This window comes from Thalassobacillus sp. B23F22_16, assembly GCF_043496955.1.
GTDB classification, from domain to species: Bacteria; Bacillota; Bacilli; order Bacillales; family Halobacillaceae; genus Thalassobacillus; species Thalassobacillus devorans_A.
In genome coordinates this window covers 26645-52778 of the sequence record NZ_JBIEKD010000022.1, presented here as the reverse complement: position 1 = coordinate 52778, position 26134 = coordinate 26645, and the positions used below count along the sequence as shown (strand labels likewise).

Genomic DNA, 26134 nt, shown 5'->3' with positions numbered 1-26134 from the left:
TTAGTGACAATTCAGTCCCGTCCTCTCTTTTTCCTTAAATCCTTCCTTTTTCTCCCACTATTTCTAATATTCCCTTAAGGTTTGAACATTTTGTGTCGAAAATTCCACAAAAAATTGAACATTCAATTACAAATTAGTTAATCCTCACGAAAAAGGTTATTAGGGTGCTATAATTCACTTCACGTATTATTAGTTTTCACTATTTACACAGTAGAAATAATAGATTGATAGGAGTGTTTGGCTTCATGAGACATAAAAGACCCCATTTGCAAAAATGGCTGGCATTGCTTCCGCTGAGTTTAGTCTTTTTGTTGAGCGGCTGCAGTGAATTGACAGTCCTTGACCCAAAAGGACCTGTCGGACAAAGCCAAAAAGATCTGATCGTATTTTCCCTTTGGTTTATGCTCGGGATTGTAGTTGTCGTCTTTGCTCTGTTCGCATTTATGGTTATCAAGTACCGTAATCGGCCTGGCCGAAACGATAAAGATTATGACCCTGACCTGCATGGTAATACGGCAATTGAAATAGTCTGGACAGTTATACCTCTCATTATCGTTATTATCTTATCTGTACCAACAGTTACAACCTTATTCGATTTAGAAAAACCCCCGGAATCATCATCGGATAAAGAGCCACTGGTCATTTATGCTACATCAGCAGACTGGAAATGGTTCTTCAGTTATCCGGAACAGGATATTGAGACAGTGAATTATCTTCATATCCCAACGGATCGGGCGATTGAGTTCCGACTATCATCAGCAGATTCCATGGCAGCGTTATGGATTCCGCAACTGGGCGGCCAGAAATATAATATGGCCGGGATGGAAAACACCCTGTACCTGCAGGCAGATGAGCCTGGCACCTACGACGGCCGTAATGGAAACTTCAATGGAGAAGGCTTTACGGAACAGACATTTAAGGTTCACGCCCAAGAGGAAGAAGAGTTTAATGATTGGGTACAAGAAACCCAGGACGAGGCACCTGAACTGACCCAGGAAGAATATGACAAACTGCTTGCGCCTAGTGTCATGGACGAGCAGATGGTATTTTCCAATACGCATCTGGAGTGGGTAGACCATGGTACGAATGATGGGCGCGACTATGCGATTAAACGTCATCGAGATGCCTACCAGGAACTATTACATCTGGAAAACGAAATTAAAGGTGATGACAAGCATGAATAGTTATCAGAGAAAGCAGGTGAACATCTATGAAGTTAGATGAATTTTTCGTAACCGGTGAACCACTCGTATACGGTGGAATGGTTTCCATTGTATTGGTTACCAGTGCCGTCATTTTTCTACTCACCTATTTTAAAAGGTGGGGATGGCTATGGCGTGAGTGGCTGACAACCGTTGATCATAAAAAAATCGGTATTATGTATATTTTAAGTGCGTTAGCGATGTTATTCCGTGGGGGCATGGATGCCCTTATGATGCGAATACAGCTGGCGTTTCCAAATATGAACTTCCTGAACGCCCAGCACTATGATGAAATCTTTACGACTCACGGAACGATCATGATTATCTTTATGGCTATGCCTTTCTTGATTGGATTAATGAATATCATTGTTCCGCTGCAAATCGGGGCTCGTGATTTCGCGTTTCCTTTTGTCAACGCCTTGAGCTTCTGGTCGTTCTTTTTTGGAGCCATGTTGTTCAATATATCATTTGTTATTGGTGGTTCTCCTGACGCCGGCTGGACAAGTTACACACCATTATCAGGGGCAGCTATGAGTCCTGGACCAGGACAAAACTTTTACTTGATGGGCCTACAGCTTTCGGGTATTGGTACGCTGGCGACAGGGATTAATTTGATGGTGACGATTCTTAAAATGCGTGCACCAGGAATGAAATTGTTCAAAATGCCAATTTTCACCTGGTCTACACTAGTCACTTGTTTCATTATTATTTTTGCCTTTCCGATTTTGACAGTTGCTTTAGCACTGCTAACAATCGACCGTATTTTCGGTTCCCAGTTCTTTACAGTAACCGGTGAAGGGATGCCGATGATGTGGGCCAACTTATTCTGGATGTGGGGCCACCCGGAAGTTTACATCGTCATATTACCGGCATTTGGTATCTTTTCTGAAGTAATCGCGACCTTTGCACGTAAGCGATTGTTCGGGTATCATGCCATGGTCTGGTCGATGATTTTGATTGCCGGATTAAGTTTCCTTGTCTGGGTACACCATTTCTTTACTATGGGTTCCGGAGCTTTCGTTAACTCTGTATTCTCAGTATCAACGATGTTGATTGCTGTACCTACTGGAGTGAAGATCTTTAACTGGCTGGCAACGCTGTATAAATCAAAAATAGAGTTCACCACACCAATGATGTGGTCGCTCGCATTCATTCCGAGTTTTGTTCTCGGTGGTGTCACCGGGGTCATGCTCGGTATGGCAGCAGCTGACTATCAATTTCACAACTCGTATTTCCTAATTGCCCACTTCCATTATGTATTGATTGCCGGAACAGTTTTTGCTTGTTTTGCGGGGCTGGAATACTGGTATCCGAAAATGTTTGGGCACAAGCTAAATGAACGGATCGGGAAACTGGCATTCTGGTTCTTCGTCATCGGATTCCATGTTACCTTCTTCCCGCAATATTTCGTTGGTTTAGACGGAATGCCGCGCCGTGTCTTCTATATCATTCCAGAGTGGATGCCGTTAAATGTCATCTCAACAGTCGGTGCATTTGGAATGGGAGTTGGATTCGCTATATTCGTATTCAATATCTACTACAGCTACAGGAACAGCGAACGCGAAAAAACTGGGGATTCCTGGGATGGAAGAACCCTTGAATGGGCGACACCGACACCTGTACCGTTCTATAATTTCGCTACTGTACCTCATGCAGATAAGTACGATGCTTTCTTAGACATGAAGGAAAAAGGCGAAACAACTTTCGAGGAAGAAAAACTCGAGCCGATTCATATGCCAAGCAATACAGGGCAGCCGATTATCATGATGGCCATCGCTGCTTTTGCCAGTTTCGCTCTGATATTTGAATGGATTACCCTGGCAGTGATCGGGCTTGTCGGTGTCCTGATCATGATGGGAATACGCTCATTTGATTATGACGAGGGTTATCATGTTGAAGTAGATGAAATTAAGCGCATTGAACGCGAAGCAAGGGGGTTATAACATGAGCGCACATGAATTGAAATCCGGTCCATTAGAATATCGCACACAGGAAGGACGAATGAGCATTCTCGGCTTTTGGATATTCCTGGCTGCAGAAGTAGTGTTATTCTCCACATTATTCGCTACTTATGCGGTGCTATACGGGCGGACAGCAGATGCACCAGTACCAGGTGAGTTGTTTGAACCAGGGATCGTACTTGTTATGACTTTCCTTTTGCTTACAAGTAGTTTCACTTGCGGGATAGCTATTCATCATATGCGCAGAGGATCTGTGAAAGGTCTGATGACATGGCTGATTATTACCCTGATACTTGGACTTGGTTTTCTAGGGTTTGAAATATATGAGTTTGTTCATTACTCCCATGAAGGTGCCACGCTGCAGTCCAGCGCTTTCTGGTCAGCCTTCTATACACTAGCTGGCACCCATGGAGTCCACGTGACATTAGGTATCGGCTGGGCAGTGTTACTCTTGATTCAACTGGCCAAACGCGGTTTGACTACAGTAACAAGCAGGAAAGTCTTTATTATCAGTCTGTACTGGCATTTCCTTGATGTCATCTGGATATTCATTTTCACTAGTGTCTATTTGATTGGGATGGTGGTTTAATATGGCAGAGCATTCAAAACGTTTTCCCATCAACCATATTATCGGATTTGTATTGTCCATTGTTTTGACATTGCTTGCTGCCTGGGCCGCACTTGGGTCTGACCTGCCTGTTAAATGGATCGTCGCTGGCATTATGACGCTCGCCGTTATCCAGGCAGGAATCCAGTTATTTATGTTCATGCATATGACAGAACGAGAAAGCGGCGGCGGCCATGTACCATGGAATATGATGTTCCACGGTTTCGTGCTGGCAGCTATTATCGTAGCCGGGTCACTATTCACAATGTCGTTCGGCTTCACCCATGACCATGATGATGGTGGAAGCCATCAACAAGAAGAGCAACAGGAAGAACACAGCGGACATTAACCACAGGTGGTGAAAAGGTATGAATAACCAAAAAGAGCTAAAAAACTACGAAGCCCCCATGGCATTGCCTTGGAAACCCGTTTTCGGGTTTATCCTTTGTATTATTTTGACGGCCTTCTCCCTGTGGGGAATGTTTTACGCTGATTATTCCCCTAAAATTCTTTTAGGATTGATAACCATACTAGCCTTCTCTCAGGCTGTTATTCAATTATTGCACGTACAAGAACATTTAAAGTAAACGAAAAGCCCTCATACCTGATTCACCAGGTATGAGGGCTTTTTTAAGTTTATTGATAACTCTCTTGTGCCACGCCTGAAGTCTTGACCATACGAATGATGAACATTACCCAGCCCACTTCTGCTACAAACAAACTTGCATAGAACATGAGCCATGAGATAGAAAATGCCGCCGGTGCCGTTTGGAAGGCTACTTCGAAAAAGTACAGCCACATACCAACAAGCAAAATTGTCTGTACAAGGGCTAAAACCGTCTTTTTTAATTGTAAGAATAAGAAAGGCGTTATCGATGCAAGCAGCATGAACATTAGGATAATACCCATTTAGAGATCAACTCCTCATAATGTCTGGTTTTCATGTAAGCGTATTCTTCTTATTAGTATTGTAACAAATTGTTCGAACAATTGACACAAAAAGTTCACAATATAGGTATTGTTATCCATCACAACTATTTTTACCCGCGTTACCTCTATGTTAAAGGTGCATAAACGATTTTTTATTTCATAAGAAGCTCACTCTTTGTTTGAAGAACGATCTACCGATGTTTCCGTTTCTCTCATAAACGCAAGGAGGGCCGGGAAATTGCGAGACTCCTGTGGAATGAACATGATCGGTGAGATCCCGCAAGGCGAAGCCTGAGGAAGCTCACCACATGCCCACGGAAAGCGAGTGATTTTCCGGACCTCCAAACGCTCACAACCACAACGGACACACTATCTTGAAATTGAGTCTTCAGCAAATGGGTGCTAAACTATAAAATTAACACTCAGCTTAGCTGTTTTAATTAAAAAACACATGCTCTGCCCTGATTCCTTCATCGCTTGTAAGTATTCCAAAAGAGTAGTACGGGAGTCTTCGCTTATCTGTCGGAGATCCAGGATTAAATAGTAAAAGCTTCTTGAAATAGCGCAACATAGGAATATGGGAATGACCAAAAATAAGTATATCAAGTTCTTCTCCTTCGAAGGCTTCTAACGCTCGTTTTTCTGTTGTTTTTCCCTCCCCATCTCCATGCACAAGACCTACCTTATACTCGTTTAATTGTAGGATCTCTTTGCATGAAAAATGACTTTTAATTTCTTCTCCGTCAACATTTCCGTATACACCCTTCACTTCTCCGTATTCACGGAGTGCATTGTAGACATCAAGTGACTGCCAATCCCCCGTATGGATAATCAGGTCTGCCGAAGAAAGTTCTGTCACCAGGTGATCCGGTAACTGTTTTCCTTTTTTCGGCATATGCGTATCTCCGGTAACTACAACCTTCACCATTCATCCTCCTTTTATAGGTACGTTCAATAAAAAAGAGAGGGGTCCTCCCTCTCTTCTACGTTCCCATATATTCCGTTTTACTATCGTCTAATTCCTGAACTTGATATAAATCATAGTATCCACCGCGCAGTCCCATCAACTCTTCGTGGGTGCCGGTTTCTTTGATCTGCCCATTTTCCACCAGCACAATACGGTCTGCGTGTGTAATTGTCGATAGCCTGTGGGCTACGATGAATGTCGTCCGGTCGGAAGCCAGTTTTTCTAATGCTTCCTGAATTAAATGCTCACTCTCCAAATCAAGCGCGGACGTCGCTTCATCCAGTATCAGCAGCGGTGGGTTCTTTAAAAATACCCGGGCAATAGCCACCCGCTGTTTCTGGCCACCGGAAAGCTTGACTCCCCTCTCTCCGACCATCGTATGGTAGCCGTTCGGGAGCTCTGTAATAAAGTCATGAGCATTAGCAGCTTTAGCGGCCTCAATCATTTCTTCATCCGTAGCATCCGGGTTGCCCATTTTAATATTCATGGCAATCGATTCACTGAATAAAATATTGTCCTGTAATACCATACCGATTTTATCTCTCAATGTGCGGGCTTTGACGTCGCGGATATCCTGTCCGTCAATCAGAATTCTTCCTTCCTCCACATCATAGAACCTTGGAATCAAACTGATCAGTGTAGATTTACCACCGCCACTCATTCCAACAAAGGCTATCGTTTCTCCGTGCTTGACATCAAGAGATAAATTCTTGAGTACGAGTGATTCTTCATCTTCATACCGGAAAGAAACATTATCAAAAGTGACATCCCCATCGACATGGGTCAGTTCCTTAGCATCCTTTTTATCCTGGATATCATATTTTTCATCCATGAATTCAAAGACACGGTCCATCGATGCAATCGACTGGGTCAGAACTGTCGAGGAGTTCACTAACCGGCGAAGCGGGTTATAGACGCGGTCCATATAGCCTGTGAATGCTACCAGTGTACCTACAGTCAGGTTACCTGTGATCACCTGATAACCGGCAAACGTAATGACAAGCAATGGAGCCAGGTCAGTAATGGTATTAGTGACCGAATAGGTGTAAGCATTCCAGTTCGTATGCTTAAGAGCTTTATCAAGAAAGTTTGAGTTCTGAACATCGAATTGCTGCTGCTCATGATCTTCAAGCGCAAAACTGCGGATCACCGGCATGCCCTGCACCCGCTCATGAAGGTGGCCTTGTACTTCTGCCAGCGCCTGGGAACGTTCTCTTGTCAGGCGGCGTAATTTAACATAAAAGAACTTCACCGCAAGTCCATATAGTGGGAATAACGATATAGCTACGAGTGTCAGCCAAATGTCCATGTTCAGCATGATGATAATTGCGATCACAATCGTGAACATATCCAGCCAGATATTCATAAGGCCGGTAATGACGAAGGTTTTCGTCTGTTCGACGTCATGAATGACACGGGAAATAATCTCCCCTGTTTTCGAACGGGAATAAAACCGCAGGCTCAGCTTTTGAATATGATCAAAAAGCTTATCACGTACATCATAGAGGATTTTGCTGCCAATCCACTGGGCAAGATACTGCCGGATATACTCAACCGGCGGCCGCAACACAAAAAACACTAAAAAGGCACCGCCCATCAGCCAGAATAACTGATTGAACTGTTCGCTCTGCGTCATATCTCCTCCGATAATATCATCGATGACATATTTAATAATCAACGGCATTAAAAGAGGAATAGAAAATTTAATGATACCAATTAATATAGTTAAAATAATTTTGCCTTTATAAGGTTTCACAAAGGATAAATATCGTTTGATGCTGTCCACAGCTGTCACCTCTTTCTTTATGCAAAAGCACCTGCCTGGGTAAAAAGGAAGGCCGCGCACACATGCAGCGGCGCGGCAGTTTCATTTTACTTAGCGATATGTCAAATAGCGTTCGTACCATTGATCAATGAATTCTGGGGAAAACGGGCCCTTGCGCTGTCTGACCCAGCGTATGAGTGTGTCTACGTTGTTATGCAAAATACGATCAAGTACCTTCGGGTAATTCATTTCCCGTTTATGCTGCTCATACTCGTCTTCATCCAGCAGCGTAAACGTCATATCCGGATATACTTTGACATCTAAATCATAGTCAATGTATTTCAACCCTTCTTCATCATATACAAAAGGAGAACTGATATTACAGTAATAGTATACGCCATCATTGCGAAGCATACCGATGATGTTAAACCAATGTTTGGAATGGAAATAACAGATTGCCGGCTCCCTTGTCATCCACGTCCGCCCATCACTTTCTGTTACGATCGTCCGATCATTCGCTCCAATGACAACATTTCTTGTTCCTTTTAATATCGTCGTGCTGTCCCATATCCTGTGCAGCTTACCGTTATGTTTATAGCTCTGTATTTGGACCGATTGTCCTGGTTCTGGTGCAGGCATAAGATCTCCCTTCCCTAACGTCATAATAACCACCGATTTTATCTACTCTAACCATTATAACGATAACTGTCAGTAATTGAAAATATTACAGTCTTAGCCTCGGAGTCAGCATAAATAAAACAGACCGTTGCTTCTTCCAATTGGAAAAGAAGCACGGTCTGTCTTTTTCAGCAGCTGCTTTTGTCTGCTATTCGTTTAGAAGATTCGGGGGATCTTCGTTATTTCTTTTTAGCTTGAGACTTTTGGTTTTGTTGACGAACTTCTTGTGCGTCAGTCTCTGCAGCAAATTCAGCACCATATTGTTGTTGCTGCTGACCTTTTTGAGCAGCTTGCTGGTTTTGCTGTCTTACTTCTGCAGCATTAGTTTTGCTTGGGTTTTGTTGGTTTTGTTGTTTTTTAGCCATCTTTATCACCTCCGCAAGAATTAGAATGCCCAAATTGAAATGTCATTATCCAAAAAAATAAAATTCCATGTTTAACCATTTTTGAATAAGGTGCAGGATTTTTTCCACACTATTAAAGGAGGAGGCGAAAAAGATGTATACAGGCCGGGATATGAGCGAGCTGACCATGACCAGCAAACAGGATTGGAAAAATGAAGAACTGCGTTTCTTCCACTATTCTTTGTCTCAAATTGCCCCTTATTTGAATCAAGAAGGCACAACGATTCTAAGGGAGATCAACGAAGAAATTGTAAATCGTGGCGGGCTCGCCTATCACATAGAAGATATTCCTGAATATCACAGGAGCGTCCGTTCGACAACGATTGCTCCTTTGTAATCCGTTAAAATAGTTTTATTGCGGCTTCCCTTGTGTTCGCTGCATGAAACTTTCTTAAAGTGAAAAAAGCTCCAGCACCCTGATGGGGCTGGAACTTTTTATTGTACATGTTTCGCTATTTTCTGATGGGAAACTGGAAACGGATAAGATTCCAATTCCTTCAGAGAAACAAACCTGGCTCGTGGGTGGTCCAATTCTCCCGCTTCGATTACGCCAGGGATCACTTCCAGCTCCCAAATAAGGTGGGAAAAGACATGTTTTATCTTATCTAAGGATTCTTCTTGTTTAATTTTGATTCCATACTCCCCATAAAACCAATGTACGAGATGGTTACGATCAATATCGGCAAGGGGAACCATCGGAAACTCCCATAAATTTGCAAGCAGACCATCTGCAGGCCTTTGCTGGATTAAAACTTTACCTTCATCATTAGTAACTATCATGGCCGCATAGGGAACTCGTTTTTGTTTTTTCGTTTTTGTTTTTATCGGAAGCTCTTGCTCGACTCCCTCATGGAATGCACGGCAATGCTCTTGTACCGGACATAACATACAACTTGGAGATTTCGGAGTACAGACCAGCGCACCAAGCTCCATTAACCCCTGATTGAAAGACGATGGATCTTCCGTTGATATCACCTCTCGGATGAGAGACTCGAACACTTTTTTGGTACCCTGCTTCGCAATGTCATCTTCGAGATATAAAATACGCGACATGACACGCATGACATTACCATCAACAGCAGGTTCCGGTTTATCATAAGCAATACTTAAAATGGCCCCTTTTGTATATGGACCAACCCCTTTGAGGGAACCTAATTCATCGGCTTCTTCCGGAACTTTCCCACCATATTCACTGACGACTTCACGAATGGCGTTTTGCAGATTGCGAGCACGGGAATAGTAACCTAGACCTTCCCACGCTTTCAACACTTCCTGTTCGTCCGCTTCAGCAAGTCTTTCAGGTGTTGGGAATTTTTCAATAAAACGATGAAAATAAGGGATGACCGTATCGACTTTAGTCTGTTGGAGCATGATTTCAGATACCCATACTCGATAAGGGTCCTGATTATCTCGCCATGGAAGGGCACGCTGTTCCTGTTTAAACCAATTGATCAAATCATGCTGAAATTCCGTTCGGTTAAACCCAGATAAAATGCCATAAATTCGTGCTTGTTTATTTTTCATTGTGATTCACCTTTCATGATACAATTAAATCAAAAAGCTTATAGTAGTAAGGGAAATAGTATTACTCCCAGTTCGTATATATCAATGAAATCCACCAAGAAGTCCATAAAGGAGGTATCTGGATGGATACCGGTACTCATGTTGTCATGGGAGTCGCCCTGGGAGGGCTGGCTACGCTTGATCCAGTAGTTCAGAATGACCCTGCCTTGTTCAATGCCGTACTTGTCGGTACCATGGTCGGATCCCAGGCGCCTGATTTCGATACGATACTAAAATTAAAAAATAACGCCGTTTATATTCGGAACCATCGGGGCATTACCCATTCGATACCAGCGGTTATCTTTTGGGGCCTTGCATTATCCGGTGTCATATATGCTTTCGTTCCAGAGGTCAGTTTCCTTCATTTATGGCTCTGGACTTTCTTAGCAGTGATTTTGCACGTGTTCGTCGATGTATTCAATGCCTACGGAACGCAAGCCTATCGTCCGTTTACAAAACGATGGGTTGCATACGGCTTCATTAATACCTTCGACCTTTACATCTTTTTAATGCATATCGCCGGTATCGTAGCCTGGAACCTTGGAGCTAACCCTGGGTTAACTTGGCTGATCATCTACTTTGTGATCGCTCTCTACTATGTAAAACGTTACTTTGACAAACGGGAGATGGTCAGACTTGTCCATGAACACTTTGAAAATGTTGAGCAAATTGCTACTTCACCGACCATGAAACAAAATAACTGGCGGATCGCCATTACCACAAATGAACATTATTATGTGGGAAAGGCGGAGAATGCGCATATCATCATTTTAGATGAATTTCCGCGGCAAACCATTCCGGAAGATGACCCGATTATGAAAAGAGCTATGGAAGATCATAACATCAAAGCTTTCCTGTCATTCTCCCCGGTATATCGTTGGGAAATCACTTATTACAATGAGCACACCGAAGTGCGATTTATTGATTTACGTTATCGTTCACGTGGAAGATATCCATTTGTTGCGGTAGCTCAAATCGATGATTCCACTTTGGAAATTATGAATTCTTATACAGGATGGGTATTTACAGAAGAAAAACTGAAAAGTAAACTGGATCCTGTTCCAGTGGATTCATGAAGAAGAGGCTGACTCCTAGTGGTGCCTACCCTTTGATCAGGGGAGACACCGATAGGAACCAGCCTCTTATTTTATTCAATTCAAAGGCCTTTTCCTGGTAAGCATATCTTTATATTTAGGATTGTTAGCAGAAAATTCATGCAGTTTCGCCCCATAATGGTTGATCCATTGCGTCACAATCTGCTCGGTCAATTGCTTACCCTGGTATTCATGCCCCGCCTTCGCTCTTGTCACTTCAAAATCTTCCCATAAAAGCTCAACCCAAGTGCGCGCTTCATCAATCGATAACGACGGGTTCTTTTCATATAACTGATCAGCAAGACGCTGAAAAATTTCTTCCATTTTTGTCACCTCATATGTTCCCAATCATTACTTCCTCATTGTAACACATAGCTGTTTTGAATTTACATAAACTATACTTGCATCATGATTTGATGCTATAGGAGGCTAAAAAATGCGAAATAAAACTGTTGGCTTTCCAGAAAAGAAAATGAACGGAGAACCAAGGGCTAAAGCGGAATTTGCTTCCAAACGGGCCGATGGTTCGATAAACACTCATCCGAAAGAGCGTATGGCCCGCTCTTCACACAGGCTGGACGAAGGGAAGGGTGAAATATAATGGGTAGAAAAAAAGGACGGAAACCTCAAAAAGGTTTCTTTGATAATTTGTACAGCGACCCGTTCGATTCTCCTCGAGCCAACCCGAAGCATGCTGCTCACCAGGTAAATGGTGAAACACAGCAGACGCAATCCGAAATCATCACGGAAGTACAGATGAATAAACGTGCCTGACTTCCAGTAATAAAGCGCGCCTCAATCCAGGCGCGCTTTTTAAATTAATTCATTTTTTTGCCAAGCATGGAAATCGGCAGTGCTTCTTCTTCCTCTTCACTAACCTTTACCCCTTGATCGTTCACACGGTATCCCCAGGCAAATGTGCCGTTCATGTATACGATCCTGAAGTTATGTGCTGGATCTCCTTCGATCTGGTATTCCTCTCCTGGCTTGAAATCAGCCGGGTTCAGCATATAAGATTTTGCCATAATGATCTTTCGCTCATAAACAGCGTACTCATTCACCATTCCCATTTGTTCTGCCTTTCTTGCCTTATCCGTCAACTCGCCGATTTCCCGGCGTAATTCCTCGATGGACATATCACTATATCTGCGTTCCATTATATTCCCTCCTATGGTTATCCATTTACATTTTAACAAGCATTCGTCACAATGGAAATGAGGAACATTGAGGAAAGGGGAATTCATGTGGGAAAAGCTGTAATTACCGGGGGCGGTACTGGATTAGGCAGAGCATTAGCGCACCGTTATGCCGAAGAAGGTTACGAAGTTATCCTGCTGGGGAGAACGGAACGCAAATTATCCCTGGTTCGAACTGAAATACTTAAGGAAGGCGGAGCAGCTGAATCCTATATTTGTGATGTCACAGAGCCTGCATCCGTTAGAGAAGCGATTCGCCAATTGAACCGGATTGATGTATTGATTAATAATGCCGGCATTGGAATTTTTGGTGAATTATCAACATTGAAGGAAGCAGATATAGATACAATGCTGGATACCAATGTAAAAGGCACAATACTGATGACGCAGGAAGCTCTTCCACTACTAAAAGAATCGGAAGGCAGAGTCCTGAATATCATTTCCACTGCGGGGCTCCGTGGTAAAGTGAATGAGTCGGTCTATTGTGCCAGCAAATTCGCAGTCCGCGGTTTCACAGAAAGCCTTCAGAAAGAATGGGAAGACCAGCCGATATCAGCGACAGCTGTCTATATGGGTGGCATGAACACGCCATTCTGGTCAGAAAGCGACCACGTTTCTGATCCTTCTCGTCTGAAAGGTCCTGAAGGCGTTGCTGACAAAATTTTCACGGAAGACGATCGCCGTAAAGAGATTAAAGTCGATTCCTAAAAGCAAAAAAAAGCTGCTGAACCTCAGTTAAGAGGTCAGCAGCTTTCCTATTATAATAATTACTCTCCAAGTCCTTCTTCTTTCACTTTGTTTACTACTGCTTCCAGTGCTTCTTTTTCGTCTTCGCCATCCGCAGTCAATTTAATCTCTGCATCGTTAGGGATTCCAAGTGACATAACACCCATGATGGACTTTAAGTTAACGGACTTGTCTTTATACTCCAGGTTCACATCTGATTGATATTGACCTGCTACCTGAACCATTGCTGTTGCCGGGCGAGCGTGTAGTCCGTCTGCTGCTGTGATCTTCATTGTTTGTTCTACCATTTGAATCTCTCCTCATTTATATGATTTTTTTAGTTAATTTCAATGATACCAGGGTCATTATGACGCACTTCGCCTGGTTTTGCAATCGTTACTTCCTGACCTTCCTGCAAGTTTGTAAAGATGACTGGAGTAATGATTGAAGTTGCATTGTCTTTTACATAATCCAAATCTACTTTCATCAATTCTTGTCCTTGCTTGACTTCGTCGCCTTCCTCAATCATCGCTTCGAAGCCTTCCCCTTTTAGCTTAACCGTATCGATTCCAATGTGAACCAGAATTTCTGTTCCGTTTTCAGCCTGGATTCCGATCGCGTGCTTAGTCGGGAATACATTCAATATCTTACCGTTTACAGGAGAAACGACTTTACCATCGCTAGGGTTGATAGCGAACCCATCACCCATCATTTTTCCAGAGAACACTTGGTCCGGTACTTCAGTGATTGGCATAATTTCCCCTTGCAGCGGACTTACAAAATTGAAATCTTTCCCGCCGACAGGTACTTCTGCATCTTTTGCTTCCTCTGCAACTTCCGAGCGATCTTCTGCGACAGCACGAGGCGCTTTTCCATTGATGATGTCTTGCATTTGTCCCCTCAAGCTATCCGATCTTGGCCCGAAGATTGCCTGAATATTATTTCCGACTTCCATAACACCGGATGCTCCAAGCTTCTTCAGTCGGTTTTTATCAACGTCACCTTTATCGTTGACAGAGACGCGAAGCCGTGTGATGCACGCATCCAGATGAGCGATGTTCCCTTGTCCGCCCATTGCCTCGAGGATTTCATATGGAAGATCCCCTATTTCACTGTCGTCATCTGCATCTACTTCATCGTCTTCACGACCTGGAGTTGCCAGGTTGAACTTAAGAATTGCCCAACGGAACCCAAAGTAATAAATAACAGAGAAGATCAGCCCTACGATGATTACCCACCACCAGTCGGTACGGTTAGGTAAAATACCGAACAGGATGAAGTCAATTAACCCCCCGGAGAAGGTTTGGCCAATTTTAACATTCAATAGCGACATCGTCATGAACGATAGACCAGCGAAAATGGCATGGATACCGAACAGCAATGGTGCTACGAATAGGAATGAGAACTCGATTGGTTCCGTGATACCAGTCAAGAAAGAAGTTAACGCAGCCGATGCCATGATACCGCCGACTATCTTCTTACGTTCCGGTCGGGCTGTATGATAAATCGCGAGTGCTGCAGCCGGAAGACCGAACATCATGAATGGGAATTTACCAACCATGAATGTACCGGCAGTAAACTCTACTCCATCACGAAGTTGAGCAAAGAAGATTTGCTGGTCCCCACGGACCGTGTTTCCAGCTTCGGTTACATAGGATCCGAATTCGAACCAGAACGGTGAATAGAAAATGTGGTGAAGTCCGAACGGAATCAATGACCGTTCAATGATACCGAAAACAAGGGCAGCAATATGGATATTTGTATTAAGCATTACGTGGGATAAAGCATTTAATCCATCTTGAGCAAACGGCCATACGAATAGCATAAGAATACCTAAGAATACAGCTGAGAATGCTGTGACAATCGGGACGAACCGCTTACCGGCAAAGAAACCAAGGAATTGCGGCAGCTCGATATTAAAATACTTATTGTATAAAAACGCTGCTAATATACCGACGATGATACCTCCGAATACACCGGTTTGCAGGGTAGGTGTACCAAGCACTTCAGCATAAGCGGGTGAATTGGCTGCCATATCTGCATCGACTTGACCCAATACGCCCATAGTTACATTCATAATCAAATAACCGATGATAGCAGCCAGACCCGCTACCCCATCTCCGCCTGCAAGTCCGATGGCTACACCAACGGCAAATAACAGAGGTAAGTTGGCAAATACGATGTCACCGGCGGATGCCATTACTTGTGAAAAAACCTGAATCCAGTTTGCTTCGAACGCAGGTACACGTTCGAGAAAGGATTCCTGCTGGAACGTCGTACCGAAAGCCAGCAAAATACCAGCAGCAGGCAGCAACGCAACCGGAAGCATCAATGCTTTACCGACTTTTTGTAATGTACCAAAAGCATTTTTGAACATGGAAAGTTCCTCCTTTTGTTTTAGTGTGATACAGAAGCCATAAGTTAGTCATGGGATATAATTTTTCAGAAAAATGAAATAAACCGCTTCCATTTTCCCTGAAATTTTAAACGCCAATAGAATCGACGTTGTAAGTAATAAAAAAAGCATGAGCAAAAAAGTTTTATTTGGCCTCAAAGGGTACAGTTACCCCATTGAAAACCTTTAAAACTTTTTATACTCATGCCTGATCGTATCAGTAACACGTATAATTACGCTTTATGGTTGACTAATCGCTGCAGATGAATCGTTAAATAAATCGCTTCTGATTCATCCACTGGCTTATTTAATTGTTTCTGCATCACTTTTATCAACTTCCAAGATAGATTATAGCATAATGGATATTCTGTTTTCAACATTTCCGCGAGACGATTTTCTTCCCCGACTTCTTCCCCTACATGTATCCGATCGATGGCACGTCTTAAATGCTGAACCAGTCGGTGATAATCGACACTATTTTTATCAATAGTAACCTCCAGTGACTCTTCAATGACTTCCACCATTTGAGAAATAAGCTGGTAATGTTTATTAATATCACTCAATGTTTTGTCTGTCACCGCGCTATGAATATGCAAAGCAATGAATCCTGTTTCCCCTTCAGGAAATTCGATGCCTTCTTTACTGTTGATCATTTCTACTACTTCCATCGCCACCTGGTATTCTTTTGGATAAAGTGTTTCAATTTCGAATAAAAAAGGGTTGTTGAACTGCATATCCTGTTTGGCCCGGTTGATAGCGAAAGCGATATGGTCCGTAAGCGCGACATGGATATGCTCATTCAAGCTTTGATTCATTCTGTTTTCGATATGCAGCAAAATGTCATTCATAAAATCGATGAAGTCTTCTTCTACATAAGGCAGCAGGTTTACGTACTGCTCCTTCTGCTCCTCATCACGAAGCAGAAACGTCTTATCGGCTTCATCAAATGTAATAGACGCACCTTTTTTCCTGTTGAACCCGATGCCCTTTCCAATCAGTACCACCTCTTTATAGGTGGGATGTTCCGCGATGACAACATTATTATTCAACACTTTCTCTATAATGACTTGCTGGTCCATGCCCTTCCCCCTTCATTCAATTTCCCCCAGGTCGTTTTGCTTTGCCTTGAAGCGTTTTCAATGTATACAATATATCGAGAATATCGTTTATTGTCTATGGTGTCATATGGAAGGGAGATTCGCGAATGATTAAATTATTTGTCAGTGACCTTGATGGTACTTTGCTTGGCATGAATCATTTTATAAAAGAAAAAGATATAAGTGCAATTGATAGGCTGGTTAAACGTGGAGTGGATTTGGCTGTCGCCTCAGGCAGGATGGATCATGAAATCAGTGACATTTTTGAACGGATCGGACAAAAAGGTCACCGTATCAGTCAAAATGGAGCTTTTGTCTATGGAGCAGATAATTCACATATCCTAGCTGAAACCTTCGACGCGGAGGTGGTGCGTCAAGTTTATCGCGACATTGTCAAGGAGCCGATGGTGACGACTGTCTCTACAGCTGAGGAAACCTTCACCCATCAGCATAACGAGTGGATTGATATGATTTCGGAACAATTGATTCATGACATCCAGGTTAATCCTGAATTGGCTGATGCTTTAGGGGTTGAAGTAGATGCATCGAAAATCACCGTGCATGGGAAAGAACCAGATGTGATGGCCCTGCAAAAACGGATTGATGAAAAGTACAGTCAGAAACTTGATTGTTTCGTCTCACACGAAACATGTGTAGATCTGGTGCCGAAAGGGATCAACAAAGCCAGCGGTCTCCAGGCGCTGTTTGAACAAACAGGCTTGAAGTCTGAACAAATTGCAGTTATCGGGGATTCTTTCAACGATATTCCGATGTTTCAGTTGGCTCCTCATAGCTATGCCATGAGTAATGCTCATCCAGAAGTTCAGAAGCAGGCCGCCCATGTTGTCGACCACGTTTATGAAGCAATCGATGACCTTGAAAGTAAAAAACTCATCTAAGGTTGAACCATGGCCTTAAACCACTAGCATACGGAGTGAATGAATGGCAAGCCTCTCCAGGGGCTTGCCAGTCTTGCTTTTTCCGCTGATTAACCCCCAATAAAATAAGGCTCCATCATGGAAACTTTATTCTTCAACTATATTTTCTTCTATGAACCGTTGGATTTCGTCGATTTGGAAACCTTTACGATAGAGAGCGCCTTTCACTTTCTGCTTCAGTTCAAAACCTTCTGCTTTTCGTTCGTATTTACGCAGGACTTTTTCTCCTTGATAAACAACTGCTTGCCATTCGGCATCTTCTTCCTCCTGTTCTGGCAGGTTGGCAATGACTTCTTGGACCACATCCTTGGTAAATCCCTTTTGCATTAATGTCTGCTGGAGGTTTTGTACCTGCTGCCGGAAGGATTTCTTGCCACCTGACCGCAGTTTCTTCTCTGCAAACTTCATTGCTTTCTCATATTGATCTTCAAAAGAATAATTCGTAAGTGCTTCCTCAGCTTTAGCAGCAGAAACACCTTTTTCAATCAGGTCTTTTTTGATCATAAGCGGCCCCTTGCTTGATGTGTTGATTCTGCTTCTTACCAGTGAATTTGCAAATTTCTGATCATTCAATAATTTTTCTTTATACAGCCGGGCAACTATCACATCAATTTGTTCGGGATCGGTTTCTTTTTTATCCAGGTAATCCCGAATCTCTTTTTCCGAACGCATTCGGTAGCTTAAATAGTGGATAGCAAGGGTATAGGATTTTTGTAAGTCATCCTTTTCAACCAGGGCTTTTATTTCACCATCATCAAGTTCCATCCCCTTGTGAAGGGATTCCTTAACGAGGATATCTTCGGACACACTGAAACCATAGGACTCTCCCTGTCCGAAGTCTAAAAATATATTAAAACGATCTTTTTTCTTCTTTTGTGTTGTTATCCGCGTGATTTTTGCCAAAACTTATCACCTCTTACTTTATTTTATCATGATGAACGATCCCCCGGACACTTGTATGAATCGCATTTTCAGGCGAATTAAAGTAAAATTTAACCAAACCTCATAAAAGGAGGAATCTTAGATGAAAATTGCAGTAACAGGCGGTACAGGATTTGTTGGTCAGCAGTTGACCAAACACCTGGTTTTAGAAGGTCATGAGGTTTACGTATTGACCCGCAGCCCAGAAAAACATAAAGATACAACGAATATCAAATATATTGGCTGGTTAAAGCCGGAATACACCCCTGAGTCTCAATTAGATGAGCTTGATGCCATTGTTAATTTGGCTGGAGAATCTTTGAATAGCGGGAGGTGGACCGAAGAGCGAAAACGCAGCATTCTAGAAAGCCGAATTAAAGCAACAGAAGGTATCTTAGAACTCGTCAAAAAGTTGAAGAAAAAACCGAAAGTACTCGTTAATGCTTCAGCAGTAGGTTACTACGGTAATTCTATGACAGAAATATTCACCGAAGACACCACCACTCCAGGGAGCGGATTTCTCGCAAATGTCGTCACGGAATGGGAAAAACGTGCATCCCAGGCCGCAGACGAGGGTGTACGTACGGTTTACTTACGATTCGGTATCATTCTTGGTGAAGAGGGAGCATTGCCTAAAATGGCTATCCCTTACAAAGTGATGGCAGGAGGAAAAGTTGGTACGGGAGAACAGTGGCTATCATGGATTCATATCGATGATGTCGTCGGGCTAATCGACTTTGCTATTTCCAACAAAGAGGCTGTCGGGCCGCTTAATGCGACTGCCCCGCACCCGAAACGTAATAAGGATTTCGGAAAAACGCTTGGTGACGTACTGAACCGTCCCCATTGGCTCCCTGCCCCTTCGTTTGCCATCAAGACAGCACTTGGAGACATGAGCACTCTGCTTCTGGATGGGCAGCATGTCATTCCTAAAAAAGCGATCGCCTATGGTTATGATTTTAAATATCCTGAATTAAAACCAGCCTTGCAAGACATTTTTAACGATTAGGAGAAACTCTCCTGATCGTTTTATTTGGTTTCAATTATCTCACATATATGCTCCTGGGCCATTTTTTTAACATACTCTTCCAGTAGATCTTCGCATATAATAGAGTTGTAATAGAAAAAAATCAACCGGCAGAAAGGCAAGAAAAATCATGCAAACTCTAATAACCAATGTGAAGCTCTTCCCAGTGACTTCCCCGCGGATTGATAACGGCCAAGTCTTAATTGAAGGAAATAAAATTGTGGAGTTCGGAAAGCGTGTAAATCCTCCTGAGAATGCACAGCTCATAGACGGAAACAAAAATATGCTTTTTCCCGGCTTCATAGACGTTCATACCCATTTAGGTTTATATGACGAAGGTACAGGCTGGGCAGGAAGTGACGCCAATGAAACGATTGAAGCAATGACGCCCCACCTACGTGCCATGGACGGAGCACATCCTCTTGATCCAGCGTTCGGTGATGCCATCTGTGCCGGTGTTACAACCGCTCACATAATGCCTGGCAGTGCCAATATTATTGGAGGCATGACCTCCGTCATCAAAAATAACGGAAAAAATATAGCTGGTATGCTGCTCCGCGATACTGCCGGACTGAAGCTGGCACTTGGAGAGAATCCAAAGCGGGTCCATTCCACTTCCCGAAACGATTCCATTACAAGACTCGGCATCATGGGAATGCTGCGAGAAACATTTTACCACGCCAAACATGCGGATAACCCTGATGATTTACGAGTAAAACCAATTGTCCGAGCGTTAGAACGGGAAATCCCTGTACGAATCCACGCCCATCGTGCGGATGATATTCTAAGTGCAATCCGTTTTGCAGATGAATTCGACCTTGACCTACGCATCGAACATTGTACGGAAGGTCACTTGATTGCAGAAGAGCTGCAAGGACGTGATTTACAAGTATCGGTGGGGCCGACTTTTACGAGACGATCCAAAATTGAATTGAAAAATAAGACATGGGCGACCTATCATACGTTGGCAAGTAGCGGTATTAAGGTGTCTATAACGACCGATCACCCCTATACTCCTATCCAATACTTGAATATTTGTGCTGCCCTGGCTGCCAGAGAAGGGTTAGATATCGATACCGCGTTAGAAGGAATTACGATCACACCCGCCAGAAATCTCGGTGTCGACCACCGCGTCGGTTCTATCGAGCGAGGGAAAGACGCTGACCTTGTTCTTTGGAATGGCCACCCGTTCGAATACATGTCAAAGCCATTATGGACGATGGTAAACGGGGAAATCATCTTTAAAAGGTAATTAAATCAAGGCGTATGCTCCCTTGCATATAAGTGTCCATGACTGATTTCTCGTTCCCATAATTTGTCGAAAAAATAAATAAAAAATTAGTCAAATGCCTATTTATTTTTCTTTAGAAATCGATTATGATTAATCCAACGATCTGAGAAAATCAAAGATTTTTCATAGAGCGGAGTATGGGAAGGCAAATGGTGCGCCACCAGCTTGACTGGTTCTAGTGGGTTCGATTCCCACCCCGGATTTTTGTGAGCAATTGATAAAAATTCGAGGGTGGTCGCGTCCACAGCAGGTTCCTTTCCCTACGACCCGACTTCCCTCCTTTTGCAGATAAGGAGGGTTTTTTAATGTTGAAAAAGCGTGATTTGCATGATGCACCTGTATTGTTTGAGCTGATGAGCCATCCCGAAGTCTTCCCCTACGTCCGTCACAAAGCCTACTCCAGCGATGAATTTTATTTTTTGACCAGGCAGACGATTGAAGCGGAAGAAAACGGTGAGCTCATATCCCGGACAATTGTGGATGACTGGAACCACCCAATTGGAACGATCAATCTCTTCGACATCACGGATAACAAAGGCTTTCTGGCCACATGGATCGGCCAGCCGTATTTCGGAAAGGGCTACAACCGGCCCGCAAAAGAAGCTTTTTTCGAAGAATTGTTTTTTCAACTTGATATAGAAGCAATCTTCATGAAAATCCGCCGGAACAACCCTCGGTCCATGAAAGCTGCTTTGAAACTCCCATACGTCACACATGCCAATGAGGATTATCCAGAAATTTATGGGCGTATCAATGAAAAAGAAGACGTTTATGACCTGTTTGCCATTACTAAAGAACAATACCTCTTCCATTACTACAGTGGAGAAGAATCTGAAGAAGCTCTCGAAGCCTAAGCCGGCACACCGCCGCTTAGGCTTTTTATATTTAGTATAGATCCGCCAGATTTGGAGAGGCTGTAGAGAATAAGGAGGTTTTAATTATGAAAGCAAAACAAGGACAGACAAAAGCGGCAAAAGGCGCCCTTTCGAAAACACAGGAAGTGCTCTACGGCAGAGATTTCAAACAGGCAAATAAAATTTATCAACGATCTAAAAAATCATAGGATTAGATTTATTAAAATGGGGTATATACTTAACAACCAGCATACCTAACCTTTTATCAATACTTATCCACACAAAAAGACCTTTTGTGGGTAAACCGTTAACAATCCTATTTTATTGACCTCCCCCATTGTTAATAAAGTGTTGACAGATTTGTCCACATGGGTTGTGAATAATGTTGATAAATCACGCGATGATTTATGTATAAAAGGTTAGGGATGTGGACAATACTGTTTATAAGTGATTGTCTTAAAAATACTGAATGTATTGATTCCTCCCCTGAAATGAATCAATTAGACAATCAGATTGGCCGCTTTCCCATTGGGATAGCGGCACTTTTTTTGTCTTAATACGTGTGATCGACTGGCACTTTGATTTCCGGATTTCCATAGACTCCTGGTGCAATTTCATATTTATTGAAAATCAATACGAGCTCGCCACTTTGTATATAAAAAGCAGTCTCCGGCCTTACTCCACGGAAATTTTCCACAAAAAATTGTTCAGGTTTATCATTCAGCTGTGCTTGTACTTCCTTATCAATTTTGTTTAAGTCCATGATGTCCATCAAAGATATGAGTTGAGCTTTTTCCTGATTATAAAAATTGAACGATTCAACATCTCCGCTAAACGTATTTCCTCGGGAAAGACTAGACGACATAAGGATAGAGAAGAAATTCTTATCCTGCATTACCGTCGTCTCTCCAAAAAAACGAACGGGGAAGTCCTGACTTTCTGCTGCTTCTTTAACTTCGGCTATATATCCGTCCACGGTCTTTTCAATCAAACCATTCAACTTCTCTTGAAATGCCGGATCCTTCAAACCAGTAAATTCCGGATATTGAATATGAATTTCCCATTGATTGTCGACTTCATCTACGTTTTTCATTTCATAGAGCATGCCCTCTTTTGCCTGGACACTTCCCGCCGCTCCGGCCCAAAGCATGAAAATAGTCAAAAGACTCCATACTATACGAACTTTCATCCTAAGCCCTCCTTTCTCGTTAGTGTCACCTCTTTCCCGAATCTTATTGCAAAATTGGAGATTTCATATAGAAGTCATGTGCATAAATAAAGCTTAGAGCGCTAAAGGCGCTCTAAGCTTTATCGAATGATTTATATAGTGATTATCCAGATCACTTAAACTTCTTATTCTTCAATAAATGTAGTATCGACCAGTCCGTCTAAGTCTGGATGTTCTTTCAGGAACTCTAATTCAAAGGAAGCTGCCGCAAATGCTTCCAAATCTTCCAGTTTAACTTCATAGGTGAAATCAATACGTTCCCATGCACTATCAATCACGCTTGCGGATAATTCCTGTTCGGTAATGTCCTTTATTTTCTTGATAGCAATTTCTTTCGCTTCTTCCGGATTATCCTGAATAAATGTAGTCGCTTCTTTATGAGCATCCACCATATTTTGAACAAGTTCCGGGTTATTCTCTTTTAATTCTGCACTTGTTACAAACACAGCGGCCGGCAGGGTATCGTTGAATGCCACATCATCTCCTTCAACTAATACTTTTCCATGCCCTTCTTCCTCAATTTTTGATGCCCATGGCTCTGGTACAGCGGCTGCATCGATTCGCTTGCTGGCAAATAATTGTGAATATGTCGCCGGTTTCCCGGTAACGTGTTTCATTTCACCCTTTAATCGATCCGATTTCAGGTCATATTCTCTCATCATCAAAGCCTCGAATTGTACGTCATGCGTGCACCCTACGCGCGGGGAAACAAAGGTAGAATCCTGCAACTGTTCCGGTGACTCAATGCCCGAGCCTTCCCGGGCCATGATAACCGTTCCACCTGTCGAACCAGCCGCTACAATATTGATTTCTGCCCCACTCATATAATGGTTCATCGCAGGTCCTGGTCCGACAAGACCACCTTGTATTTCACCTGTTTCTATCGCGGTCATAAATGCCGAACCATCCGGGAAGTACTTATATTCGACTTCTGTGCCATCAGGCAGTGTCTGTTCATATAATTCCTTCTCTTCCGCCACCATGCCTGCCACATGGTTAATATTCGGGAAATATCCAATGACGATCTTATCATTTTTCCCCTTGCTGCCAGATGCAGATTCACTCGTTCCGCAAGCTGTTAAAATCATTCCTAAGACAACCACAGATAATAACGACAACCACTTTTTCATATTTATTCTCCTCTATGAATTATTTTAACAATCCCCATCGCCTCATTACTTTCTTCTCCATTTTCGAGAAGAAAAGCTGATCGACAACCGATCCAATCACACCAACAATAATGATAATTCCTATGACAACCTCCATTTGTGCGAAATCCATCGCATACCGGAGCGAGTAACCTAATCCAGGGCCGTTGCTTAACAGCTCACCAGCCATCAATGCCCGCCAGCTGAATGCCCATGCCAGCCGGATACCACTCATGAAATAAGGAAGACTTGCCGGCACTTCTACTTTGAAAAACAGCCGCATTCCTTTCGTACCCATCGTTCTGGCTGCCTTGATGAATTCAGGAGGAACGCTGTGAATAGCTGTTCTGGTATTTAGTGCCATCACGAAGGTTCCACCCAGAACGACTACAAATATGACGGCAGTTTCATTCAAACCGATTAACATAATCGCAAGGGGCACCCATACGATACTTGGAATACTCTGCATGGCAATCAAGTACATCCCCGCTGTCTCATCCGCCTGTCTTGATTTTCCGAGTAACACGCCTATCAATGTACCGATTCCAATTGCAAGACCAAGACCAATCAACAGGTGCTTGAAACTTGCAAGCAGCGCACTTACCAGCTTGCCATCAGCAAACCCTTCCACCATGGCCTGAAATACTTTTGTAGGTGGTGGGAACTGAATGGCTGGAAAATATCCAGACATATAGACACCTTGCCAAATCGCCAACAAAACGCCAATGAATAGGACTCTTTTAAGTAAAATGCTTAGTTTCATGATCCAACTCTTCCTTCAAAACTTTATTGATTTCGCCTTTCAATAGTTCCATGATTTCCTGCTCCAGTTCGATCACCCGCGAATCATCACGCTGACGGGGACGTTCCACATCCACTGGAAAATCTGCAATGATTCTGCCCGGCCGTGTCCCCATCACAATCACCCGATCTGATAATTTGATCGCTTCCTGGATGCTGTGTGTAACGAATAAGATCGTCTTTTTCGTTTCCTGGAAGATTTTCATCAGTTCATCATGGAGTATATGGCGGGTCTGTTCATCCAGCGCTCCGAAAGGTTCATCCATTAATAACACTTTCGGATCCATTGCCAGTGCCCGCGCAATCGCTACCCGTTGCTGCATTCCTCCTGATAATTCATGAGGATAAGCTTCTTTGAACCTTGTAAGGTGAACCATTTTCAAGTAGTGCGCAGCAGCTTGATCCTGTGCCTGCTTTGATAGTTTATCTTTTAAAGGAAAAGTCACATTGTCCTTTACTGTCAACCACGGAAACAACGCCGGCTGCTGAAACACCATCCCCCGGTCAGTTCCGGGTTCCAGGATGGTTTTACCTCCCAGGCTGATCGAACCTTCAGTCGCTGATTCAAGACCGGCAACCATAGAAAGCAATGTAGATTTCCCACACCCGGAGGGACCAAGTAATGATACAAACTGATTTTCGTGTATGGAAAGGTCGATACCAGAAAACACTTCATGTTCAGCAAACGTTTTTGCCACGTTGTTCACCTGTAAAAACATATACGCACACCCCAATGTAATTATTCCAATAAATTTAGTCGGAATTAATCGTTAATATAGAGTATACGAGGTTTGTTTAAAAGGTGTCAACCAATTTCTAAGTTTTCGCATTAGAAATAATTAGCTTTTCTTAATATTCTTGAAACGAAAAAAAACGCGGTCCCTTTTGGAACCGCGCCTTCTTTGCTTTACCATTCCAGGATAAAGCCTTTGATGTTAACATCTCTTCCCTCTTCATTTCGCTGTTTTGCAGTGAAATAGGGATGTTCATTTTCCCAATTGACTTCCACTGATTTCGGATCCAGATACAGCTTATATTCCAAATTATTGATTTTGTGCAAAGACAAATCCGGGATGGTCGATTGATTGTTCTCTTCATCGATTACCATAATATCAATATTGTTATATCCTTTTTCTAATAGTTGCTCTTTTAAATTCATATTTGTGCCCCCATCATGCTCTTTATTCTTATTTTTTATTTACCCGTTCACTCCCCTCTTAAAAACTTCTTTGTAAAATTTTTGTCATAATCTTTTAATGTCCTGCTTATTAATATTTTTAAGTTTCATGAGATACGTTGTATCGTTTTGAGCGGCTGCTCATCGATAACACCCTATTGTAT

General features: G+C 42.8%; 32 protein-coding genes. 15 read left to right on the top strand and 17 right to left on the bottom strand.

What is annotated here, in order from left to right:
• The first annotated feature begins 245 nt into the window (after positions 1-245).
• From qoxA to ACGTNI_RS15705, 5 genes are read left to right on the top strand one after another with little or no spacing between them, the layout of a single operon-like run.
• The gene (gene qoxA, locus ACGTNI_RS15725; protein ID WP_085505605.1) at positions 246-1184 is read left to right on the top strand and encodes a cytochrome aa3 quinol oxidase subunit II; all 939 of its coding nucleotides are present in this window, start codon (positions 246-248) and stop codon (positions 1182-1184) included.
• Positions 1185-1210: 26 nt separating this feature from the next.
• Positions 1211-3145: a cytochrome aa3 quinol oxidase subunit I gene (gene qoxB / locus ACGTNI_RS15720; RefSeq protein ID WP_394463688.1), complete on the top strand. Its 1935-nt coding sequence runs from the start codon at positions 1211-1213 to the stop codon at positions 3143-3145.
• A gap of 1 nt (position 3146) precedes the next feature.
• The gene (gene qoxC / locus ACGTNI_RS15715; RefSeq protein WP_085505603.1) at positions 3147-3752 is read left to right on the top strand and encodes a cytochrome aa3 quinol oxidase subunit III; all 606 of its coding nucleotides are present in this window, start codon (positions 3147-3149) and stop codon (positions 3750-3752) included.
• 1 nt (position 3753) lies between these two features.
• On the top strand, positions 3754-4119 hold the full coding sequence (gene qoxD / locus ACGTNI_RS15710; protein WP_085505602.1) for a cytochrome aa3 quinol oxidase subunit IV: 366 nt from the start codon (positions 3754-3756) through the stop codon (positions 4117-4119).
• Between the two features lie 19 nt (positions 4120-4138).
• A complete protein-coding gene (locus ACGTNI_RS15705; protein WP_085505601.1) occupies positions 4139-4357 on the top strand; it encodes a cytochrome C oxidase subunit IV family protein in 219 nt (72 codons plus the stop codon).
• A 49-nt stretch (positions 4358-4406) separates the two neighbouring features.
• Here ACGTNI_RS15705 and ACGTNI_RS15700 read toward each other — a convergent pair whose 3' ends face one another.
• The 5 genes from ACGTNI_RS15700 to ACGTNI_RS15680 form a co-directional block, all read right to left on the bottom strand.
• A complete protein-coding gene (locus ACGTNI_RS15700) occupies positions 4407-4679 on the bottom strand; it encodes a spore morphogenesis/germination protein YwcE (protein WP_085505600.1) in 273 nt (90 codons plus the stop codon).
• 457 nt (positions 4680-5136) lie between these two features.
• Positions 5137-5628, bottom strand: a complete 492-nt coding sequence (locus ACGTNI_RS15695) for a metallophosphoesterase family protein (protein WP_394463687.1) — start codon at positions 5626-5628, stop codon at positions 5137-5139.
• Positions 5629-5683: 55 nt separating this feature from the next.
• Positions 5684-7453: an ABC transporter ATP-binding protein gene (locus tag ACGTNI_RS15690; RefSeq protein ID WP_394463686.1), complete on the bottom strand. Its 1770-nt coding sequence runs from the start codon at positions 7451-7453 to the stop codon at positions 5684-5686.
• Positions 7454-7543: 90 nt separating this feature from the next.
• Positions 7544-8071 (bottom strand): nucleoside tri-diphosphate phosphatase, encoded by a 528-nt coding sequence (ntdP, locus tag ACGTNI_RS15685; protein WP_085505659.1) that lies wholly within the window; start codon positions 8069-8071, stop codon positions 7544-7546.
• 218 nt (positions 8072-8289) lie between these two features.
• The gene (locus tag ACGTNI_RS15680) at positions 8290-8475 is read right to left on the bottom strand and encodes a gamma-type small acid-soluble spore protein (RefSeq protein WP_062439194.1); all 186 of its coding nucleotides are present in this window, start codon (positions 8473-8475) and stop codon (positions 8290-8292) included.
• Between the two features lie 133 nt (positions 8476-8608).
• Between ACGTNI_RS15680 and yfhS the strand changes: the two genes are divergently transcribed.
• Complete coding sequence (yfhS, locus tag ACGTNI_RS15675; protein ID WP_085505598.1) at positions 8609-8851, top strand: mother cell protein YfhS; 243 nt, start codon at positions 8609-8611, stop codon at positions 8849-8851.
• A 98-nt stretch (positions 8852-8949) separates the two neighbouring features.
• Here the strand turns inward: yfhS and mutY are convergent, their stop codons facing one another.
• Positions 8950-10038, bottom strand: a complete 1089-nt coding sequence (gene mutY, locus ACGTNI_RS15670) for an A/G-specific adenine glycosylase (RefSeq protein ID WP_394463685.1) — start codon at positions 10036-10038, stop codon at positions 8950-8952.
• 122 nt (positions 10039-10160) lie between these two features.
• On the opposite strand from mutY, the gene ACGTNI_RS15665 reads away from it, so the two are divergent.
• Positions 10161-11153 (top strand): metal-dependent hydrolase, encoded by a 993-nt coding sequence (locus tag ACGTNI_RS15665; protein WP_394463683.1) that lies wholly within the window; start codon positions 10161-10163, stop codon positions 11151-11153.
• A gap of 75 nt (positions 11154-11228) precedes the next feature.
• On the opposite strand, the gene ACGTNI_RS15660 is transcribed toward ACGTNI_RS15665, so the two are convergent.
• Positions 11229-11495: a YfhJ family protein gene (locus ACGTNI_RS15660; RefSeq protein WP_394463682.1), complete on the bottom strand. Its 267-nt coding sequence runs from the start codon at positions 11493-11495 to the stop codon at positions 11229-11231.
• A gap of 112 nt (positions 11496-11607) precedes the next feature.
• Here ACGTNI_RS15660 and sspK point away from each other — a divergent pair, with 112 nt between their 5' ends.
• Together sspK and ACGTNI_RS15650 are read left to right on the top strand one after the other, a co-directional pair.
• The gene (sspK, locus tag ACGTNI_RS15655) at positions 11608-11772 is read left to right on the top strand and encodes a small, acid-soluble spore protein K (protein ID WP_085505595.1); all 165 of its coding nucleotides are present in this window, start codon (positions 11608-11610) and stop codon (positions 11770-11772) included.
• Positions 11772-11945, top strand: a complete 174-nt coding sequence (locus ACGTNI_RS15650; protein WP_394463681.1) for a YpzG family protein — start codon at positions 11772-11774, stop codon at positions 11943-11945. The genes sspK and ACGTNI_RS15650 overlap by 1 nt, the downstream gene beginning before the upstream one ends.
• A 44-nt stretch (positions 11946-11989) precedes the next feature.
• Here the strand turns inward: ACGTNI_RS15650 and ACGTNI_RS15645 are convergent, their stop codons facing one another.
• On the bottom strand, positions 11990-12328 hold the full coding sequence (locus ACGTNI_RS15645) for a YfhH family protein (RefSeq protein WP_394463680.1): 339 nt from the start codon (positions 12326-12328) through the stop codon (positions 11990-11992).
• An 87-nt stretch (positions 12329-12415) separates the two neighbouring features.
• Between ACGTNI_RS15645 and ACGTNI_RS15640 the strand changes: the two genes are divergently transcribed.
• The gene (locus tag ACGTNI_RS15640) at positions 12416-13075 is read left to right on the top strand and encodes an SDR family oxidoreductase (protein WP_394463679.1); all 660 of its coding nucleotides are present in this window, start codon (positions 12416-12418) and stop codon (positions 13073-13075) included.
• A 59-nt stretch (positions 13076-13134) separates the two neighbouring features.
• On the opposite strand, the gene ACGTNI_RS15635 is transcribed toward ACGTNI_RS15640, so the two are convergent.
• From ACGTNI_RS15635 to glcT, 3 genes are all read right to left on the bottom strand, one after another.
• Positions 13135-13401, bottom strand: coding sequence for a phosphocarrier protein HPr (locus ACGTNI_RS15635; RefSeq protein WP_085505592.1), 267 nt, complete (start codon positions 13399-13401; stop codon positions 13135-13137).
• 29 nt (positions 13402-13430) lie between these two features.
• The gene (ptsG, locus tag ACGTNI_RS15630) at positions 13431-15470 is read right to left on the bottom strand and encodes a glucose-specific PTS transporter subunit IIBC (protein WP_394463678.1); all 2040 of its coding nucleotides are present in this window, start codon (positions 15468-15470) and stop codon (positions 13431-13433) included.
• A 251-nt stretch (positions 15471-15721) separates the two neighbouring features.
• Entirely contained in the window at positions 15722-16567 is an 846-nt protein-coding gene (glcT, locus tag ACGTNI_RS15625; protein ID WP_394463677.1) for a glucose PTS transporter transcription antiterminator GlcT, read from the bottom strand.
• A 125-nt stretch (positions 16568-16692) separates the two neighbouring features.
• On the opposite strand from glcT, the gene ACGTNI_RS15620 reads away from it, so the two are divergent.
• On the top strand, positions 16693-17484 hold the full coding sequence (locus ACGTNI_RS15620) for an HAD family hydrolase (RefSeq protein ID WP_394463676.1): 792 nt from the start codon (positions 16693-16695) through the stop codon (positions 17482-17484).
• Positions 17485-17610: 126 nt separating this feature from the next.
• Here the strand turns inward: ACGTNI_RS15620 and recX are convergent, their stop codons facing one another.
• Positions 17611-18426: a recombination regulator RecX gene (gene recX, locus ACGTNI_RS15615; RefSeq protein ID WP_394463675.1), complete on the bottom strand. Its 816-nt coding sequence runs from the start codon at positions 18424-18426 to the stop codon at positions 17611-17613.
• A 121-nt stretch (positions 18427-18547) separates the two neighbouring features.
• Between recX and ACGTNI_RS15610 the strand changes: the two genes are divergently transcribed.
• From ACGTNI_RS15610 to ACGTNI_RS15595, 4 genes are all read left to right on the top strand, one after another.
• Positions 18548-19453 (top strand): TIGR01777 family oxidoreductase, encoded by a 906-nt coding sequence (locus ACGTNI_RS15610; RefSeq protein ID WP_394463674.1) that lies wholly within the window; start codon positions 18548-18550, stop codon positions 19451-19453.
• A 148-nt stretch (positions 19454-19601) separates the two neighbouring features.
• The gene (locus tag ACGTNI_RS15605) at positions 19602-20723 is read left to right on the top strand and encodes an amidohydrolase (protein WP_394463673.1); all 1122 of its coding nucleotides are present in this window, start codon (positions 19602-19604) and stop codon (positions 20721-20723) included.
• Between the two features lie 344 nt (positions 20724-21067).
• Positions 21068-21616, top strand: coding sequence for a GNAT family N-acetyltransferase (locus tag ACGTNI_RS15600; RefSeq protein ID WP_394463672.1), 549 nt, complete (start codon positions 21068-21070; stop codon positions 21614-21616).
• An 86-nt stretch (positions 21617-21702) separates the two neighbouring features.
• Positions 21703-21825 carry a YfhE family protein gene (locus tag ACGTNI_RS15595; protein ID WP_139823728.1) on the top strand — a complete coding sequence of 41 codons (123 nt, stop codon included), beginning with the start codon at positions 21703-21705 and terminating at the stop codon, positions 21823-21825.
• 344 nt (positions 21826-22169) lie between these two features.
• On the opposite strand, the gene ACGTNI_RS15590 is transcribed toward ACGTNI_RS15595, so the two are convergent.
• From ACGTNI_RS15590 to ACGTNI_RS15570, 5 genes are all read right to left on the bottom strand, one after another.
• On the bottom strand, positions 22170-22805 hold the full coding sequence (locus ACGTNI_RS15590; protein WP_394463671.1) for a DUF3298 and DUF4163 domain-containing protein: 636 nt from the start codon (positions 22803-22805) through the stop codon (positions 22170-22172).
• A gap of 164 nt (positions 22806-22969) precedes the next feature.
• Positions 22970-23974 carry an aliphatic sulfonate ABC transporter substrate-binding protein gene (locus tag ACGTNI_RS15585; RefSeq protein ID WP_394463669.1) on the bottom strand — a complete coding sequence of 335 codons (1005 nt, stop codon included), beginning with the start codon at positions 23972-23974 and terminating at the stop codon, positions 22970-22972.
• Positions 23975-23993: 19 nt separating this feature from the next.
• Positions 23994-24755, bottom strand: a complete 762-nt coding sequence (locus tag ACGTNI_RS15580) for an ABC transporter permease (RefSeq protein ID WP_085505582.1) — start codon at positions 24753-24755, stop codon at positions 23994-23996.
• Positions 24733-25512 carry an ABC transporter ATP-binding protein gene (locus ACGTNI_RS15575; RefSeq protein ID WP_394463668.1) on the bottom strand — a complete coding sequence of 260 codons (780 nt, stop codon included), beginning with the start codon at positions 25510-25512 and terminating at the stop codon, positions 24733-24735. The genes ACGTNI_RS15580 and ACGTNI_RS15575 overlap by 23 nt, the downstream gene beginning before the upstream one ends.
• 188 nt (positions 25513-25700) lie before the next feature.
• Entirely contained in the window at positions 25701-25952 is a 252-nt protein-coding gene (locus tag ACGTNI_RS15570; protein WP_062439254.1) for a hypothetical protein, read from the bottom strand.
• Positions 25953-26134: the final 182 nt, after the last annotated feature.

Coding starts and splice junctions, on each gene's coding strand:
- qoxA (WP_085505605.1), top strand. CDS start 246: ATGAGACATAAAAGACCCCATTTGCAAAAATGGCTGGCATTGCTTCCG.
- qoxB (WP_394463688.1), top strand. CDS start 1,211: ATGAAGTTAGATGAATTTTTCGTAACCGGTGAACCACTCGTATACGGT.
- qoxC (WP_085505603.1), top strand. CDS start 3,147: ATGAGCGCACATGAATTGAAATCCGGTCCATTAGAATATCGCACACAG.
- qoxD (WP_085505602.1), top strand. CDS start 3,754: ATGGCAGAGCATTCAAAACGTTTTCCCATCAACCATATTATCGGATTT.
- ACGTNI_RS15705 (WP_085505601.1), top strand. CDS start 4,139: ATGAATAACCAAAAAGAGCTAAAAAACTACGAAGCCCCCATGGCATTG.
- ACGTNI_RS15700 (WP_085505600.1), bottom strand. CDS start 4,679: ATGGGTATTATCCTAATGTTCATGCTGCTTGCATCGATAACGCCTTTC.
- ACGTNI_RS15695 (WP_394463687.1), bottom strand. CDS start 5,628: ATGGTGAAGGTTGTAGTTACCGGAGATACGCATATGCCGAAAAAAGGA.
- ntdP (WP_085505659.1), bottom strand. CDS start 8,071: ATGCCTGCACCAGAACCAGGACAATCGGTCCAAATACAGAGCTATAAA.
- ACGTNI_RS15680 (WP_062439194.1), bottom strand. CDS start 8,475: ATGGCTAAAAAACAACAAAACCAACAAAACCCAAGCAAAACTAATGCT.
- yfhS (WP_085505598.1), top strand. CDS start 8,609: ATGTATACAGGCCGGGATATGAGCGAGCTGACCATGACCAGCAAACAG.
- mutY (WP_394463685.1), bottom strand. CDS start 10,038: ATGAAAAATAAACAAGCACGAATTTATGGCATTTTATCTGGGTTTAAC.
- ACGTNI_RS15665 (WP_394463683.1), top strand. CDS start 10,161: ATGGATACCGGTACTCATGTTGTCATGGGAGTCGCCCTGGGAGGGCTG.
- ACGTNI_RS15660 (WP_394463682.1), bottom strand. CDS start 11,495: ATGGAAGAAATTTTTCAGCGTCTTGCTGATCAGTTATATGAAAAGAAC.
- sspK (WP_085505595.1), top strand. CDS start 11,608: ATGCGAAATAAAACTGTTGGCTTTCCAGAAAAGAAAATGAACGGAGAA.
- ACGTNI_RS15650 (WP_394463681.1), top strand. CDS start 11,772: ATGGGTAGAAAAAAAGGACGGAAACCTCAAAAAGGTTTCTTTGATAAT.
- ACGTNI_RS15645 (WP_394463680.1), bottom strand. CDS start 12,328: ATGGAACGCAGATATAGTGATATGTCCATCGAGGAATTACGCCGGGAA.
- ACGTNI_RS15635 (WP_085505592.1), bottom strand. CDS start 13,401: ATGGTAGAACAAACAATGAAGATCACAGCAGCAGACGGACTACACGCT.
- ptsG (WP_394463678.1), bottom strand. CDS start 15,470: ATGTTCAAAAATGCTTTTGGTACATTACAAAAAGTCGGTAAAGCATTG.
- glcT (WP_394463677.1), bottom strand. CDS start 16,567: ATGGACCAGCAAGTCATTATAGAGAAAGTGTTGAATAATAATGTTGTC.
- ACGTNI_RS15620 (WP_394463676.1), top strand. CDS start 16,693: ATGATTAAATTATTTGTCAGTGACCTTGATGGTACTTTGCTTGGCATG.
- ACGTNI_RS15610 (WP_394463674.1), top strand. CDS start 18,548: ATGAAAATTGCAGTAACAGGCGGTACAGGATTTGTTGGTCAGCAGTTG.
- ACGTNI_RS15605 (WP_394463673.1), top strand. CDS start 19,602: ATGCAAACTCTAATAACCAATGTGAAGCTCTTCCCAGTGACTTCCCCG.
- ACGTNI_RS15600 (WP_394463672.1), top strand. CDS start 21,068: ATGTTGAAAAAGCGTGATTTGCATGATGCACCTGTATTGTTTGAGCTG.
- ACGTNI_RS15595 (WP_139823728.1), top strand. CDS start 21,703: ATGAAAGCAAAACAAGGACAGACAAAAGCGGCAAAAGGCGCCCTTTCG.
- ACGTNI_RS15590 (WP_394463671.1), bottom strand. CDS start 22,805: ATGAAAGTTCGTATAGTATGGAGTCTTTTGACTATTTTCATGCTTTGG.
- ACGTNI_RS15585 (WP_394463669.1), bottom strand. CDS start 23,974: ATGAAAAAGTGGTTGTCGTTATTATCTGTGGTTGTCTTAGGAATGATT.
- ACGTNI_RS15580 (WP_085505582.1), bottom strand. CDS start 24,755: ATGAAACTAAGCATTTTACTTAAAAGAGTCCTATTCATTGGCGTTTTG.
- ACGTNI_RS15575 (WP_394463668.1), bottom strand. CDS start 25,512: ATGTTTTTACAGGTGAACAACGTGGCAAAAACGTTTGCTGAACATGAA.
- ACGTNI_RS15570 (WP_062439254.1), bottom strand. CDS start 25,952: ATGAATTTAAAAGAGCAACTATTAGAAAAAGGATATAACAATATTGAT.